Below are 15,625 nucleotides of genomic sequence, written 5' to 3' on the forward strand. Positions count from 1 at the left end.
CCCTAGAGATGATGGGGTTGATAGGCCAGATCTGGAAGCACTGTGAGGTGTGGAGGTGACTGGTACTAATTGGCCGACGTGTAACAAACCACACAATTGCCTTTTGGGTTGGTTGTGTGAAGCGCACACAATGTGAACTTCTAATGAGGATGAAGTGCTCGCGTCTGTTATGCAGTGTCTGGAATGACACGGCACACCAAACGCCTGTTGTGGGTGTGGTTGGGTGTGTGTTGTTCTGTTGTGTTTGTCGGTGGTTTTTGCGGTGGGGTCACGCCCGGTCCCTTTCCGAACCCGGAAGCTAAGCCTACCTGCGCTGATGGTACTGCACCTGGGAGGGTGTGGGAGAGTAAGACGCCGCCGGCATTAAACTTTCATAGTGGTGGTGCGACGTGTTGTTGGTTGTTCCCGTTTTGTACGGGTGATGATCAGCACCTCGTCGCACCACCACTTTTTTATTGCCTAAAAACCCCGTCCACCCGGGGTGATATCGTGTGAGCAGTCCACAGAGTCTGTGAAAGAAGGGTTCAATGTCGGAATACCAAAGCCGCGGCGATCGAGGTCACCGTCCCCGCAACCAGCGAGACGGAAACTTCAAGCCCCGCAGGCACCGTAACTCCGACGACAACCGTCGCGGAAACAACCGTGACCGTGACTTTGACCGCGGGGAGCACCGCGGAGGTAACCGTTACCGGGACCGCGACGATCGGCGAGACAACCGCTACCGTGACCGCGATGACCGTCGCGATGGGCGGTACAACGACCGTGACGGCGACCAGCCACGCGGCCGTCGGGGCGGTGGCCGTCCGTACGGTGGGGGCAAGAAGTTCGACCGGGATCGTCGCAAGGGTGGCGACCGGCGGGGCGGGAACTTCAGGAACCGTGGTGGCCAGGCCAATCGAGCACGTCAGTCCGGGCCCCAGCGCTCTGGCTACCGCGAGGAGCGCATCAACGCCCGCATGAAGGAACCCCGCATTCCGGAGGGTGTGGATCCGAAGGACCTCGATCCACAGGTGCGCCAGGAGCTGCGCAGCCTGTCTCGCGATAACGCAGACATGGTCGCCAAGCACCTCATCATGGCCGCCACCCTTCTCGACGAGAACACCGAAAAGGCTCTCGAGCACGCGCGTGCCGCCAAGGACCGTGCTGGCCGCGTGGCAGTAGCCCGCGAAACCAACGGCATCGCTGCCTACCACGCTGGAGAGTGGAAGGAAGCCATCTCTGAGCTGCGCGCTGCTCGTCGCATGCAGGGTGGTCCAGGTCTGATTGCCGTCCTTGCCGACGCTGAGCGTGCGCTCGGACGACCGGAGAAGGCGCTGGGAGTGGCCGGCGAGTACCGTCCCGAGGAGCTCGACCCGGAGACCCGCGTTGAGCTCGCCATGGTCGTGGCCGGTGCTTACCAGGACCTTGACCGCCACGAGGAGGCCATCGTCGCTCTCGAGGAGGAACTCGACGCTGCCGACGCTCCAGACGTCACCAAGCTGCGCGTGACCTACGCGTACGCCGATGCACTCGCACGGGCTGGACGCACGGCCGATGCCATCCAATGGTTTACCAACGCCAACGAGTTGGATACTGAAGAGGTGCTCGACGCCGAGAAGCGCATCGCGGAGCTCAATGAGGGTACCGGCGAGAAGAAGACCGAAGATACCGGCGAGAGCAATGGCAACGATGCTGGCGCGGAGAGCAGCGAGGAGAAGTAGCCATGCTTGAGCTGCTCAGCCGCTACGACACCCTCCTGCTCGACCTCGACGGGACCATTTTCGCGGGGGATAAGCTGATCCCCGGCGCAGTCGAGGGCATTGCTGACCGGGGCAGAGTCTTCGTGACTAATAACGCCTCGCGCAGTCCTGAGGAGGTCGTGGAGCACCTGGGCAGCCTCGGTATCAGTGCAATCCCCTCCGAGGTCCTGACCTCCGCGCAGGCCGCAGCAACGCTGGCAGCCGAAACAATGGCGCAGGAACGCCCCGGTGCAGGCCCGCTTAAGGCGCTCGTCGTGGGCAGCCAGAGCCTCCGCGATCTCACCCAGGAGGCAGGGTTCGAACTCACGGACTCCGCCGATGATGCGCCCGACGTGGTGCTGCAGGGCCACAGCCCGGAGAACAACTGGGCTCGGCTTTCCGAGGCCACGCTCGCGATCACCCGCGGCGCTCGCTATATCGCCAGCAACCTGGATACGACGCTGCCCTCGTCCCGTGGTTTCCTGGTCGGTAACGGGTCTATGGTGGCCGCTGTCGTCAGCGCCACCGGGGTGCGGCCCTTGAGCGCAGGCAAGCCGCAGCCCGCGATGTTCCACGTTGCAGCACGCAAGGCGGGGGCTAGTGCGCCACTGGTCGTCGGCGATCGTCTGGACACTGACATCGCTGGTGGACGCGCCGCCGAGATGGACACCCTGATGGTGCTCACCGGGGTCTCCACCCATTGGGACGTGATCCACACCGAGCACCGGCCGACCCACATCCGCGCCAATCTCAGCGAGGAGCTCGGCGGTTGGACGGCAGAGGTCACCGAGCCGCACACGATCACTGTTACAGCCGGCGAAAACCCCGCCGACGGACAGGGCACAGCCACAGGCTTCGCCACCCCCGAGCAGCTCACCACTGCGGCAGCACTCGCAGCAGCCGCCCCGCTCGCCTGGGAGCTGCTGGACGGCGGCACCACCCGAGATCAGCTCCGGATTATCGGAAGTGATCCACTGGCCGCCGACGCCATCGCAGCATGGCGGGACTAAACTACAGCACTATGCAGCACCCCCAGCCCACACCAGGATCGGCACCGACACCAGGAAGCCACATGCCCGCCCAGGCGGGCGGGCCAACACCGAACTCGCCGGAGGCACAGGCCGATCACCTCGCCGAGAATATCGACGAGCTGCTTAGCCAGCGGCTGGAGGGCACTGAGGAGGCTGAGATGCTGGAACAAGCTCACAGCCTCATCAGCAAGGCTCTCGGCCAGGGCTAACCCCCGGTGCGGGCGTCCTAAAAGGACGCGGAAAACAACCAGCACCGTCGAACCCAGCAGCGGAAGAAGAAGGAAAGCACACAGGTGGCGAAAAAAGGTCAGCGGCTTCAACGCCTCGACGCGGAGCTCGTGCGCCGCAAGATCGCGCGCTCCCGCGAACAGGCGCAGAAGATGATCAAGGAAGGCCGCGTGCAGGTCAATGGCATGCTCGCCCAGAAGCCCGCGACCGGCGTGAACGCTGATGTGTCCATCCGGGTCGCGGAGTCTGAGGAGGATCACTGGGCCTCCCGCGGGGCGCATAAGCTCCTCGGCGCACTGGCCGCCTTTGAACCGCAGGGGCTGAGCCTGGAAGGCAAACGCGTCCTCGACGCCGGCGCCTCGACCGGTGGTTTTACGGACGTCGCCCTCGACCGCGGTGCTAGCGAAGTGCTCGCGGTGGACGTCGGTTACGGGCAGCTGATCTGGCGGCTGCAGAACGACCCCCGCGTCACCGTGATGGATCGCACCAACGTCCGCACGCTGACCCCGGAAGCGATCGGTGGCCCCGCGGACGTCATGGTCGGGGATCTTTCCTTCATCTCCATCAAGCTGGTCCTTTCCGCCATCGCCGAGTGCATGGCCGAGGGTGCGGATCTGTTGCCGATGGTGAAGCCACAGTTCGAGGTGGGCAAGGACCGGCTGGGCTCCGGCGGGGTCGTGCGCTCCCTGGAGCTGCGCGCGGAGGTGACCCTCGACGTGGCGCGGGAGGCTTTGAAGTATGGTCTATCAACGAAGGCCGTCGTTGCCTCTCCGCTTCCCGGACCTAGCGGGAACGTGGAGTATTTCCTCTGGCTTTCCAAAGATGGGGGAAAGCAGGCGCCAACGATGGATACACTTGAGGCCATGGTGTCCACGGCGGTGAAGGAGGGACCACAGTGACGGCTGCCAACGAGGCCCCCAAGCAGGAGGCCGAGAACCAGTCGCCTGGTGAGGAGAAGCAGCGCGAGGTGCTGCTCGTCGCCCACACCGGGGTACATGAGAACCTGGGCATGGCCGCCGAAGCGGCATCCCAACTCCACGAGGGCGGAATCAACGTCCGCGTGATGGCAACCGCCGATCCAGCTCCCGTGGCGCGCCACGAGATCCTGGGGCGCTTCCCACGCTTCGGGCACACCCGCGAGGCCGCGCAGGGCGTGGAGATGGTGCTCGTTCTGGGCGGCGATGGCACCTTCCTGCGCGCAGCCGATATCGCGCACTCCGCGGACGTGCCCGTACTGGGCATCAACATGGGCCACATTGGCTTCCTCGCGGAGTGGGAGCAGGAGTCCCTCGCCGAGGCCATCGAGCGCGTCATCGCCCACGATTACCGCGTGGAAGACCGCATGACCCTGTCGATTACCGTCCGCGATATGGACGGCCGCGTGCTCGGCACCGGCTGGGCGCTCAACGAGTGCTCGGTGGAGAACCTGAACCGCCAGGGCGTGCTCGATTCGATCCTCGAGGTCGACGAACGGCCGGTGTCTTCTTTCGGCTGCGACGGTGTCCTGGTATCGACGCCGACGGGCTCGACTGCTTACGCATTCTCCGCCGGTGGCCCGGTGCTGTGGCCCGAGCTGGATGCCATCCTGGTGGTCCCGTCTAATGCCCACACGCTGTTCTCCCGCCCGCTGGTCGTGTCCCCGAATTCCTCTGTCGCCGTGGAGACGAACCCGGAGACCTCGCCGGCGACCGCGGTGATGGATGGCTTCCGTCAGATTCACATGCCGCCGGGGGCACGCGTGGAGATCCGCCGCGGCCCGCAGTCCGTGCGCTGGGTGCGCCTGGATCAGGCGCCGTTCACGGACCGCCTGGTGCACAAGTTCCGCCTGCCGATCACCGGCTGGCGCGGCCCACGCCACTAGTAGTCCACTCACTCCACTCACCCCGACGACCGGGAGTCCCCAAAACCTCAAGAAGCGACTTTTCTGGAATGCTCCACGACCTACACATCACCAACCTCGGTGTGATCGAAGAAGCCACCGCCGAGTTCGCCAGCGGACTGACTGTCGTCACCGGTGAAACGGGTGCCGGCAAAACGATGGTGGTCAGCAGCCTGCGTTTGCTTTCGGGGCACCGGGCGGATGCCTCGAAGGTGCGCGCTGGTTCGGAGCGGGCCAGCGTGGAGGGGGTCTTTTCCCACGATGACCCGGCAGTTCAGGAACGCGTCGAGGAGATCGTCTCGGAGTTCGGGGGCTTCTCTGACGAGGGGGAGTACATCGCCTCCCGGACGGTGTCTGCCTCTGGCCGGTCGCGGGCGCACCTGGCAGGGAAGACTGTTGCCGCGGGCGTGCTGGGGCAGTTCGCCGCGGAGGTCATCACCATCCACGGGCAGAACGACCAGTTGCGGCTCAAAGATTCGACGAAGCAGCTGGCCGCGATTGATGAGTTCGCGGGGCTGACGGGCCAGGCTGCCGAGTTCGCCGCGCTGCGACGCGAGTGGATGGCTGCGGCGAAGGAGCTGGAAACTCGCACGAAGGATCGCCGGGAGTTGGCCCTGGAGGCCGAGACCCTGCAACGGGCCCTGGAGGTCATCGACGAGATCGACCCGGAGCCGGGGGAGGACGAGTTCCTCAAGTCCCAGATCTCTCGCCTGCAGGACGCCAGCGACGTCCGCTCCGCCCTGCAGCGCGCCATCGCCGTCATCGATGGCGGCGAGGAGCTGGGCGAGGGGGAGTTGTCCAGCGGAGCCAATGATCTGCTTGGCCAGGCGCAGTCCGAACTGCAGGGCGGCGACGCGAAGTTGGCGGAACTTGCCGAGCGCATCGGGGAGGTCAGCTCCCTGCTCTCGGATATTGCACTGGATCTGGGCCAAGAGCTGATGGATATCCCCGACCCAGAGGAGCTGGAGGAGCTGCTGGAGCGCCAGCAGGAACTACGCCAGCTGCGCCGTTTCGCGGTGGACGTGGACGGTGCGATCGCCTGGCGCGACGAAGCTCGCGAGAAGCTCGCCACGCTCGATGTCTCCGACGATGCGCTGGCGGAGCTCGCCAAGCAGGTCGCGGAGAAGGAAGCCACGATGCTGAAGGTCGGCCGCAAACTCTCCACGGCGCGTGAAAAAGCAGCCAAGGATTTCGGCAAGGCGGTCACCGAGGAGATCTCGGGGCTGCACATGCACGCCAGCGTCGAGGTGGATCTCAAGCGGGTGGACCCGAACCCGCAGGGCCTCGACGAGTGCGAGTTCCAGCTGGTGCAGGGTGGGCACCGCACCGCGCTGGGCTCGAGTGCCTCCGGCGGTGAGCTTTCCCGCATCATGCTCGCCATCGAGGTGATCCTGGCCAGCAGCGGGCGCACGATGGTCTTCGACGAGGTTGACGCGGGCGTGGGCGGGAAGGCCGCGGTGGAGATCGGGCGCCGCCTGGCTGCGCTTGCCCGCGAGAACCAGGTGATCGTGGTGACGCACCTGCCACAGGTCGCTGCCTTCGCGGATGCTCATATCTACGTGGATAAGACCGCCAGCTCCACGACTGTCTCCTCGAGTGTGCGCACACTGAGCGAGGAGGAGCGGGTGGCGGAGCTCGCCCGCATGCTCGCGGGCCTGGAGTCCGATACCGGCCGGGCTCACGCCGAGGAGCTCATGGCGATGGCCGTGGAGGCGAAGAAGCACTAAAACATCGGCGCGCCTAACCGAGAATCCGGCGGTTAAGCAGCAAAATGGTACGCATGATGTTTTCCCGATCAGAAAAACCTGGCATTACCGGGGCTACCCGGAACCTCACCGGCCCCAAAGCTTGGTCTAAGACGAAGATCTCCGAGGGGGATATCGTCGTCATTTCTGCTCCGGATATTAACCGCGCCACCGCGCAGCGTTTCATCGACGCCGGCGTGGCCGGGGTGGTCAATACCGCCCAGTTCACCACTGGTCAGGTGCCAAACTTTGGTCCGCAGATGCTGCTCGACGCCGGCATCGAGCTCGTGGAGAATGTGGATCCGGAGATCACTGAGAAGGTCAAGAACGGCAAGAAGGGCCGCCTGGAGGGCGGGCACCTCTACTACGGCGATCGTTCCCTCGGCAGTGGCGCGATCCTCGATCTGGACGCCTCGATGCAGCGCTTCGATGACGCCCGCTCGGCCCTCGGCGATCACCTCGACGCCCTGGCTGGCAATACCGCGGAGCTCGCCCGCTCCGAGTCCCCACTGCTGATCGACGGCCTGGGCATCCCGGACGTCGACGTGGACATGGTGGACCGCAAGGTCATGGTGATCAGCCCGCTGCCGGATTTGAAGGACCAGCTGCGCGACCTGCGCTTCTTCCTGCGCGAGTACGACCCGATCATCGTCGCGATCGAGTCCGCCGCTGACGAACTGCTGGAGCTGGGCTACCGCCCGGCCGTCATCGTCGGTAACCCGGAAAACATCGGTTCCGAATCGCTGCGTTCCGGCGCGACCGTCGTCCTTCCCGCGGAGGCGGACGGCTACGCGCAGGGCCTGGAGCGTATCCAGGACCTCGGCGTCGGCGCGATGACCTTCCCGGCGGCGACGAAGAACCCGACCGACCTGGCGCTGCTGCTGGCCGACTACCACGGCGCGTCGATGGTGGTTCACCTCGGCGAGAAGTGGGACCTGGATCGCGTCTTTTCTGAGACGGAATCTGAGGACACCCCGTCTGCTCTGCTGTCCCGCCTGCGCGTTGGCCCGAAGTTCGTGGACGCCAGCTCCATCGCCGAGCTCTACCGCGTCTCGAAGTCCGGCTCCGGGTGGCTGTGGGCGCTGATCGGCGTGCTGGCCGCGATCTTGGTGATCATCCTCATCGCCGGCTTCTCTGGCGATGCTGGGTTCGTGGACAACCTGATCGATTCGTGGAATAACTTCGCGCTCAGCGTGCAGGGCCTGTTTAAGAACTAGGGGAGTCGCTCGTGAGTAAGTCTGGAACGATTGCCGGCCTCGGCTTCGGCATTGCCCTCGGCGTGCTGGGCGGGGTCTACGTGCTGGCCCCGAACGTTCCGGGGGCCGGCGGTGGTGCGGGGACGAGCGCCCAGGAGCTCACCGCTGCCCGCGAGGACGCCGACGCGGCGGACCGTGATGCCCAGGCTTCGGATGACGTCGTCGCGGGGCTGGCTGCGAAGGCTGTGGCCGGTGAGCTGGAGGGGAAGATGGTCGCGCTGATCTCCTTCCCGGACGCCGACCGCGAGACCGTTGATCGACTGCGCTGGCTGGTGGACAAGGCGGGAGCGGAGGTCACCCCATTGCCGGTGACCGAGGAGATGCTGAGCCCGGAGAAGGGCGACAAGCTGAAGTCCGTGGCGGCCAACAGCCTGCCCGCGGGCGCCCAGCTCAGCGAGGAGGTGCTAAGCCCGGGCATGCACACCGGCCAGCTGCTGGGTGCTGCGTTGAGCGCGACGCTGCCGAAGGCTGAGAAGCCCGCGGAGGGCGAGCAGAACCGCGATCGCGGTGAGGGTCGCGAGGGTGCGCGCGAGGGCAACCGCGGCGGGGGAACCGCGAGCGCCTCGGACCGGGCCGTCGTCTTCGGTGCACTGGAGAAAAACGGGGTGCTGAAGAAGCCCGCAGACCTCGGCGACGAGGGCGTGGACCTGGCCCTGATCGTGACCAACAAGGGCGTGACCGCCGATGAGTCGGGTTACGGCGCGCAGTTCATCGCTGATTTCGCTGCCGGCCTGGATAGCCAGATGCCGGGCGCGGTGCTGGTGGGCGAGTCCGGCAGTGCGGATAAGAAGGCCGCGCTGGGCATCGTGCGCAACGAGCGGGCTTATGCCGAGAAGCTGTCCACGGTGGACAACGTCCAGCGCAGCGCGGGCCGCATCACTGCGGTGCGAGCGCTGAAGGAACAGGCTGGCGGAGACGCTGGCCACTACGGCGCGGCGACCAACGCCAAGGCCGCCACCGTCGGTAAGAACTAGGCGCAGGCGGCGTCGGTGACGGCGGACGCGCAGGAGGCGAACCTGCAGCACCGGGAACGGTGGCTGCGACACCTCCGACTGGAGCGGAACCTCTCCCGCAACACGCTGGATAGCTACCGTCGGGACACGGACCGTTACCTGGCGTGGCTGGGCGCGCGCAGCGTGACCGAGCTGAATACGGGGGATATCGAGTCCTTCATGGCCTCGCTGGCCAAAGGGGAGGGGCTGGCGGCCTCCACGCGTGCACGAATTCTTGCGGCGGTGCGGAACTTCCACCGCTTCCTGACTGGCGAAGGTGTCACCGAAGGGGACGTCGCGGACGACGTCGCGCGCCCCGGTCAGGCGGCGAGCATCCCGAAGGCGCTCAGCATCGCCGAGGTGACCGCGATCCTGGAATCCTGCCCGAACGACGACGCCGCGTCGCTTATCCAGATCCGCGACCGCGCGTTGCTGGAGATGCTGTACTCCACCGGCGCGCGCGTCAGCGAGCTGCTGGGGCTGGACGTGGATGACGTGGACCCAACCGAGAAGGTCGTCATCGTCCGGGGCAAGGGTTCGAAGGAACGGGTCGTCCCGGTGGGGGATCCGGCGCTGGATGCGTTGCAGCACTATCTGGTGCGGGTCCGCCCGGCGTTCAACAAGAAGGGCTCGGCGGCGTTGTTTCTGAATCGCAATGGCGGTCGGATGGGGCGGCAGTCGGCGTTCAACATGGTCTCCTCGGTCAGCGAGAAGGCCGGGGTGGCCGGGGTCAGCCCGCACAGCTTCCGGCACTCCTTCGCCACGCACCTGTTGGAGGGCGGGGCGGATATCCGCGTGGTGCAGGAGCTGCTCGGCCACAGCAATGTGGTGACCACCCAGATCTATACGAAGGTGAGCCCGGACCACCTGCGGGAGGCGTGGTCGGAGAGCCACCCGCGCTCGAACTAGAGACCTTTCAAGGCTTAAGCCTTGCCTAGTATCAACCTCGGCTTTGAACTCGACTGACCTGCCCGAAAAGCCTGCGAAAAATGGGGGAGAGAGAATTGCACGGGCGTAATCTACGCGTAATCTATGTGTAGTGGGAGCGCCAACCGCGCTCTGAAATGACCGTTAGACAAGGGAGAGGGCTTGACAGTGCAGAGCTCCGACGCGCTTTTCGATAAGCCCGAGCAAGAACTCGGGCTCACGGGGCGCCCCATGCGCCCGCTGCCAGACCCGGAGCCGCTGTCCTCTCATGGGCCTGCGACCATCATCGCCATGTGTAATCAGAAGGGTGGGGTCGGCAAGACCACCTCGACGATCAACATGGGTGCTGCACTCGCGGAGTTCGGCCGCAAGGTCCTCCTCGTCGACCTCGACCCGCAGGGCGCGCTGTCTGCCGGCCTGGGGATCAGCCACGAAGAGCTGGACGTCACCGTCCACAACCTCCTCGTCGACAATTCCTCCTCCATTTTCGACGCCATCCTGCCCAGCGGCGTCGAAAACCTCGACCTGGTGCCCGCGAATATCGACCTCTCCGCCGCGGAGATCCAGCTCGTCAACGAAGTCGGCCGCGAGCAGGCCCTCGCGCGTGCCCTGCGCCCGGTGATGAAGGACTACGACTTCATCATCATCGACTGCCAGCCTTCGCTCGGCCTGCTCACCGTCAACGCACTGTCCTGCGCGGACTCCGTGATGATCCCGGTGGAGTCCGAGTACTTCTCCCTGCGCGGCCTCGCGCTGCTGATGGACACGGTGGAGAAGGTGCGCGACCGCCTCAACTTCAAGCTCGAAGTCCTGGGCATCCTGGTGACCATGTTCGATCGCCGCACCCTGCACGCCCGCGAGGTCATGGAGCGCCTCGTCGAGGCCTTCGGGGACAAGGTCTTCGACTCGGTCATCACCCGCACCGTCCGCTTCCCGGAGACCTCCGTGGCCGGCGAGCCGATCAGCACGTGGGCCCCGAAGTCTTCCGGTGCGATCCAGTACCGCAACCTCGCGGCGGAGGTCATTCAGCGCGTCGCCGAGCAGCACTAGGCCACGCCCCGCGCCGGTCAGCGTGGTGGCAGAAAAGTAGGTTTGCGTGACAGATCCCCAGCAACCGGAACTCACGGGGTTCCGGGTCGCGCTCGCGAACTTCGACGGCCCCTTCGACCTGCTGCTCCAGCTGATTCACTCGCACAAGCTGGACATCACGGAGATCGCGCTCGCCGAGGTCACCGACGAGTTCATCGCCTATACCCGGGGGCTATCCCAGTCCGCTGAGGATCTGGACGAGGTCACGGAGTTCCTGCTCGTCGCTTCCACGTTGCTGGATTTGAAGGCCGCTCGCCTGGTTCCTCGCGGCGAGGTCGACGACGAGGCCGACCTGGAGCTGCTGGAGTCCCGCGACCTCCTGTTCGCCCGCCTGCTGCAGTACAAGGCCTATAAGCAAGTTGCAGACCTCTTCGCCGAGTGGCAGCGGGGTGCGGCCCGCAGCTACCCGGTGGCGCTCTCTCTGGAGGACCGCTACGCCAACCTGCTACCACCGGTGGAGATTAAGCACACGAAGGGGAGCTTCGCGGAGCTGGCCGCCCACGTCTTCCGGCCCCGCCCGGAGGGGGTGCAGACCGGGCACGTCCACGCGCCGGCGGTCTCGGTGCCGAAGCAGGCCGGCAAGATCCTCAACACGCTGAAGATCGCGGGGGAGAATAAGTGGGTGAACTTTGACTCGCTGATTAGCGACGCGGAGGAGTCCATCGTCGTGGTGGGCCGTTTTCTCGCCCTACTGGAGCTGTATAAGGCCCGCGCCATCGGAGTGGAGCAGCCCATGCCGCTGGAGGAAATGCTGGTGGCCTGGACCGGCCTGGACGTGGATCCGCAGGTTGTCGCAGCGTCGAACTGGGACTAGCCCCAGCACCACATTCCCCCTGATCAACCTTAGAAGGAGAGCCCTGGACCATGAGTGAAGAACACCTGAACCTGCCCGCGGTGTCCCAGCTGCGCAGCCGGGTGGAGTCCCTGCTGCTGGTCTCCGACGAGCCCGTGGCCGCCGAGGAGCTCGCCGAGGCCTGCAGTGTGGGTAGCTCCCAGGTGGAGGATGTACTGCGCCAGATCGCCGAGGAGTTCGACGCCCGTGGTTCCGGTTTCGACCTGCGGGAGCGCGAGGGGCTGTGGCGCCTTTATACCCGGCCCGAGAACTCGGATGTGGTGGAGGCGAAGATCCTTCAAGGCACTCAGCAGCGCCTGTCTCGGGCTGCCTTGGAGACCCTTGCCGTGGTTGCCTATCGCCAGCCGGTGACCCGCTCCCAGGTCGCGGCGGTACGTGGGGTGAACTGCGATGGTGTGATGCGGACCTTGGCCCTGCGCGGCCTGATCCGCCAGGTTGAGGTGGCAGCCGAGGGGGAGGAAGAGACCGCTGCCGCAGGACCGGGTGGCGCCCACCTGTACGAGACCACCGATCTGCTGCTGGAGCAGCTGGGCATCGAGTCGCTCGACGAGCTGCCGGACTTGGCCCCGCTGCTGCCGGATGTGGAATCGATCGAATCCGATTACTGATCTAGACTGGGCTGCGTACCTCAAAGACTTTGAGCAAATAAGGACATAATTTGAATACACCCGCTCGCCGAGATGGCATACCGGAAAAGAACGCTGCGAAGCCCGGCGGCGCCGAGACCTTCGTCCCGAAGGCCAAGCCGGCCCGCCACCAGCACGTCACAAAGTCAGAGCAGAAGGCCGCCCCAGCTGCGGAGGATAAGGTCCGCCTGCAGAAGGTCCTGGCAGCCGCCGGCGTGGCCAGCCGCCGCATGAGCGAGAAGCTCATCGCCGCGGGCCGCGTCGAGGTCAACGGCAAGGTCGTGGACCGGATGGGCGTGCGCATCGACCCGAATAAGGACGTCGTCCGCGTCGACGGGGTGCGCGTCCAGGTCAACGACGAGATGCACTACTACATCTTCAACAAGCCGCGCGGCGTCCAGTCCACGATGAGCGACGACATGGGCCGTCCGTCGGTGGGCAACTTCATCGACGAGCGCCTCAAGCAGGGCCAGGGCCTGTTCCACGTCGGCCGCCTGGACGCCCAGACCGAGGGCCTGCTGCTGCTCACCAACGACGGTGAGCTCGCCAACCGCCTCATGCACCCCAGCTACGAGGTCTCCAAGACCTACATGGCCACCGTGCTGGGCGAGGCGAAGAAGGGCCTGGTTCACGAGCTGAAGAAGGGCATCGAGCTGGACGACGGCATTGCCAAGGCCGATGACGTCCAGATCGTGGACGTCTGGCAGGGCAAGTCCCTGATCAAGCTGGAGCTGCACGAGGGCCGCAAGCACATCGTGCGTCGCATGCTGAAGGCCGCGGGCTTCCCGGTTCAGGCACTGGTGCGCACCAAGATCCACACGGTGCAGCTCGGCGACCAGAAGCCGGGGAGCGTGCGCGCGCTCAACCGTTCGGAACTGACCAGCCTGTACAAGGCCGTGGGCCTGTAAGCCGGGAGGAGTTGAAGGATGACTACTGAAATGAACGCTGATTTCTCCCAGCTCGCGCTGATCGACAACCTCGAGGAGGGCGGGTTCCTGCTGGCCATCGACGGCCCGTCCGGCACCGGCAAGTCCACCGTCTCCCGCCGCATCGCCCAGTACGCGGGCGCGCGCTACCTGGACACCGGCGCGATGTACCGCGTGGCGACCCTGCACGTGCTGAAGGCAGGCATCGATCCGGCCGACCCGGCTGCGGCCGAGGCCATCATCGAGGCGACCTCCCAGCTGCCGCTGCAGGTCAACGAGGATCCGCAGTCCACCGAGGTTCTTTTGGACGGGGAGGACGTCTCCGCGGACATCCGTGGTCCGGAGGTCACCGCGCACGTTTCCGCGGTCGCCGCGATCCCGGAGGTTCGCACCAACCTGGTGCAGCTGCAGCGCGACCTTGCTGCTGCCGCTGGACGCTGTGTGGTCGAGGGGCGAGACATCGGTACGGTCGTGCTCCCGGACGCCCCGGTGAAGGTGTACATGACCGCCAGCGCCGAGGTGCGCGCGCAGCGCCGCTTCGACCAGGACACCGCCGCTGGCCGTGACGTTTCTTACGAGGCTGTGCTGGCCGACGTCCAACGCCGTGATGAGGCGGACTCCACCCGCGAGACCTCTCCGCTGCGCCCGGCGGAGGATGCCACCATCCTCGACACCGGCGAGATGAGCATCGAGGAGGTCATCGAGGCGATCGCTGGCCTGATCGAGGAATCGGACCTGGACTCCGATATCCCGGCTGACGGCGCGGACAACACTGGTGGTCTGGTGTTCCGCACGGTTGAGGGGGACGTCGTCCCTGCTGATGGGGACGCGCCGGTGCAGGAAGAATCCGAGGAGGACCTGGAGAACTGGGATCCCGAGAACTGGGACGGCGAGACCTGGGAGGTCGACCCCGAGCAGCTGGGTGAGCACTACCTGCAGGCGGAGGAATTCGACCTGCTGGAATCCGACGAGGAGGACACCGACTGGGAGTCCATCGAGGAAGCCTTCGGCATCGCCGACGAGCTCGAAGCGCAGAAGGAAGCGCTGTGCACGGTGGCGATCGTCGGCCGACCAAATGTAGGTAAGTCCACGCTGGTCAACCGCTTCATCGGACGCCGCGAGGCCGTGGTGGAGGACTTCCCGGGTGTGACCCGCGACCGCATTTCCTACCTGGGCGACTGGGGCGGGCGCCGCTTCTGGGTGCAGGACACCGGCGGCTGGGACCCGGATGCCAAGGGCATCCACGCCGCGATCGCCCGCCAGGCGGAGACCGCGATGGCCACGGCAGACGCGATCGTCTTCGTCGTGGACACGAAGGTCGGGATCACCGAGACCGACGAGGTCATCGCTCGCAAGCTGCAGCGCTCCGACGTGCCGGTGATCGTGGTGGCCAATAAGTTCGAGTCCGATACGCAGTACGCGGACATGGCGGAGTTCTGGGCGCTCGGCCTGGACAACCCTTACCCGGTCTCCGCGCTGCATGGGCGCGGCGCGGCAGACGTGCTGGACAAGCTGCTGGAGGTCTTCCCGGAGAAGCCGCGCGAGCTCTCGGTGGTCTCTGGCCCGCGCCGCGTGGCGCTGGTGGGCCGGCCGAATGTGGGTAAGTCCTCGCTGCTGAACAAGATCTCCGGCGAGCAGCGCTCGGTGGTGGATAACGTCGCGGGCACCACGGTGGACCCGGTGGACTCCATCGTGGAGCTGGAGGAGCGCACCTGGCGCTTCGTGGATACCGCCGGTATCCGCAAGAAGGTGAAGAACGCGGTGGGGCACGAGTACTACGCCTCGCTGCGCACCCGCGCCGCGATTGATGCCAGTGAGGTCGTGGTGTTCCTGGTGGATGCCTCCGAGCCCATCGCGGAGCAGGATCAGCGCGTGCTGCGGATGATCCTGGATGCCGGTAAGGCGCTGGTCGTGGCGTTCAATAAGTGGGACCTGGTGGACGAGGATCGCCGGGAGCTGCTGGAACGCGAGATCGACCTGCAGCTTTCGCACGTGCCGTGGGCCCGCCGGGTGAACATCTCCGCCAAGACGGGGCGTGCTCTGCAGAAGCTGGAGCCAGCGATGCTGGAGGCCCTGGAGAGCTGGGATCAGCGCATCCCGACCGGCCAGCTGAACACCTGGCTGCGTGCGGTGATCGCGGAGACCCCACCACCGATGCGTGGTGGCCGCCTGCCGCGCGTGCTCTTCGCGACGCAGGCTTCCTCCCGCCCGCCGGTGATCGTGCTGTTCACCACGGGCTTCCTGGAGCACGGCTACCGTCGCTTCCTGGAGCGCAAGCTGCGCGAGACCTTCGGCTTCGAAGGCTCCCCGGTGCGCATCGCGATCCGCATCCGGGAGAAGAAAAAGAAGCGCTAG

14 protein-coding genes and 2 rRNA genes are annotated in these 15,625 nt (G+C 65.7%); all 16 read left to right on the forward strand.

The window, feature by feature from the left end; genetic code table 11:
* Positions 1-89: ribosomal RNA gene (locus tag QP997_RS00005) — 23S ribosomal RNA — on the forward strand; the annotation flags it as partial.
* 157 nt (positions 90-246) lie between these two features.
* Positions 247-363: ribosomal RNA gene (rrf, locus tag QP997_RS00010) — 5S ribosomal RNA — on the forward strand.
* A 164-nt stretch (positions 364-527) separates the two neighbouring features.
* Entirely contained in the window at positions 528-1,700 is a 1,173-nt protein-coding gene (locus QP997_RS00015; protein WP_284845828.1) for a tetratricopeptide repeat protein, read from the forward strand.
* A gap of 2 nt (positions 1,701-1,702) precedes the next feature.
* Positions 1,703-2,728: an HAD-IIA family hydrolase gene (locus QP997_RS00020; protein WP_284845829.1), complete on the forward strand. Its 1,026-nt coding sequence runs from the start codon at positions 1,703-1,705 to the stop codon at positions 2,726-2,728.
* Positions 2,729-2,739: 11 nt separating this feature from the next.
* Positions 2,740-2,958: a hypothetical protein gene (locus QP997_RS00025; protein ID WP_246818112.1), complete on the forward strand. Its 219-nt coding sequence runs from the start codon at positions 2,740-2,742 to the stop codon at positions 2,956-2,958.
* 84 nt (positions 2,959-3,042) lie between these two features.
* Positions 3,043-3,876, forward strand: coding sequence for a TlyA family RNA methyltransferase (locus tag QP997_RS00030; protein WP_284845830.1), 834 nt, complete (start codon positions 3,043-3,045; stop codon positions 3,874-3,876).
* The gene (locus QP997_RS00035) at positions 3,873-4,838 is read left to right on the forward strand and encodes an NAD kinase (RefSeq protein WP_012360344.1); all 966 of its coding nucleotides are present in this window, start codon (positions 3,873-3,875) and stop codon (positions 4,836-4,838) included. The genes QP997_RS00030 and QP997_RS00035 overlap by 4 nt, the downstream gene beginning before the upstream one ends.
* A 68-nt stretch (positions 4,839-4,906) precedes the next feature.
* Positions 4,907-6,583 carry a DNA repair protein RecN gene (gene recN / locus QP997_RS00040; RefSeq protein WP_284845831.1) on the forward strand — a complete coding sequence of 559 codons (1,677 nt, stop codon included), beginning with the start codon at positions 4,907-4,909 and terminating at the stop codon, positions 6,581-6,583.
* 44 nt (positions 6,584-6,627) lie between these two features.
* Entirely contained in the window at positions 6,628-7,818 is a 1,191-nt protein-coding gene (gene steA / locus QP997_RS00045; RefSeq protein ID WP_284845832.1) for a putative cytokinetic ring protein SteA, read from the forward strand.
* Positions 7,819-7,829: 11 nt separating this feature from the next.
* The gene (locus tag QP997_RS00050) at positions 7,830-8,831 is read left to right on the forward strand and encodes a copper transporter (protein ID WP_284845833.1); all 1,002 of its coding nucleotides are present in this window, start codon (positions 7,830-7,832) and stop codon (positions 8,829-8,831) included.
* 15 nt (positions 8,832-8,846) lie between these two features.
* Positions 8,847-9,758: a site-specific tyrosine recombinase XerD gene (gene xerD / locus QP997_RS00055; protein WP_284845834.1), complete on the forward strand. Its 912-nt coding sequence runs from the start codon at positions 8,847-8,849 to the stop codon at positions 9,756-9,758.
* Positions 9,759-10,007: 249 nt separating this feature from the next.
* On the forward strand, positions 10,008-10,826 hold the full coding sequence (locus QP997_RS00060) for a ParA family protein (protein ID WP_173362353.1): 819 nt from the start codon (positions 10,008-10,010) through the stop codon (positions 10,824-10,826).
* 46 nt (positions 10,827-10,872) lie between these two features.
* Positions 10,873-11,679 carry a segregation and condensation protein A gene (locus QP997_RS00065; RefSeq protein WP_284845835.1) on the forward strand — a complete coding sequence of 269 codons (807 nt, stop codon included), beginning with the start codon at positions 10,873-10,875 and terminating at the stop codon, positions 11,677-11,679.
* 50 nt (positions 11,680-11,729) lie between these two features.
* Positions 11,730-12,326 carry an SMC-Scp complex subunit ScpB gene (gene scpB / locus QP997_RS00070; protein WP_284845836.1) on the forward strand — a complete coding sequence of 199 codons (597 nt, stop codon included), beginning with the start codon at positions 11,730-11,732 and terminating at the stop codon, positions 12,324-12,326.
* A 77-nt stretch (positions 12,327-12,403) separates the two neighbouring features.
* Positions 12,404-13,252 (forward strand): pseudouridine synthase, encoded by an 849-nt coding sequence (locus QP997_RS00075; RefSeq protein WP_246818113.1) that lies wholly within the window; start codon positions 12,404-12,406, stop codon positions 13,250-13,252.
* 18 nt (positions 13,253-13,270) lie between these two features.
* Positions 13,271-15,625: a bifunctional cytidylate kinase/GTPase Der gene (gene der, locus QP997_RS00080; RefSeq protein ID WP_284845837.1), complete on the forward strand. Its 2,355-nt coding sequence runs from the start codon at positions 13,271-13,273 to the stop codon at positions 15,623-15,625.

Source organism: Corynebacterium sp. MSK039, assembly GCF_030232315.1.
GTDB lineage: Bacteria > Actinomycetota > Actinomycetes > Mycobacteriales > Mycobacteriaceae > Corynebacterium.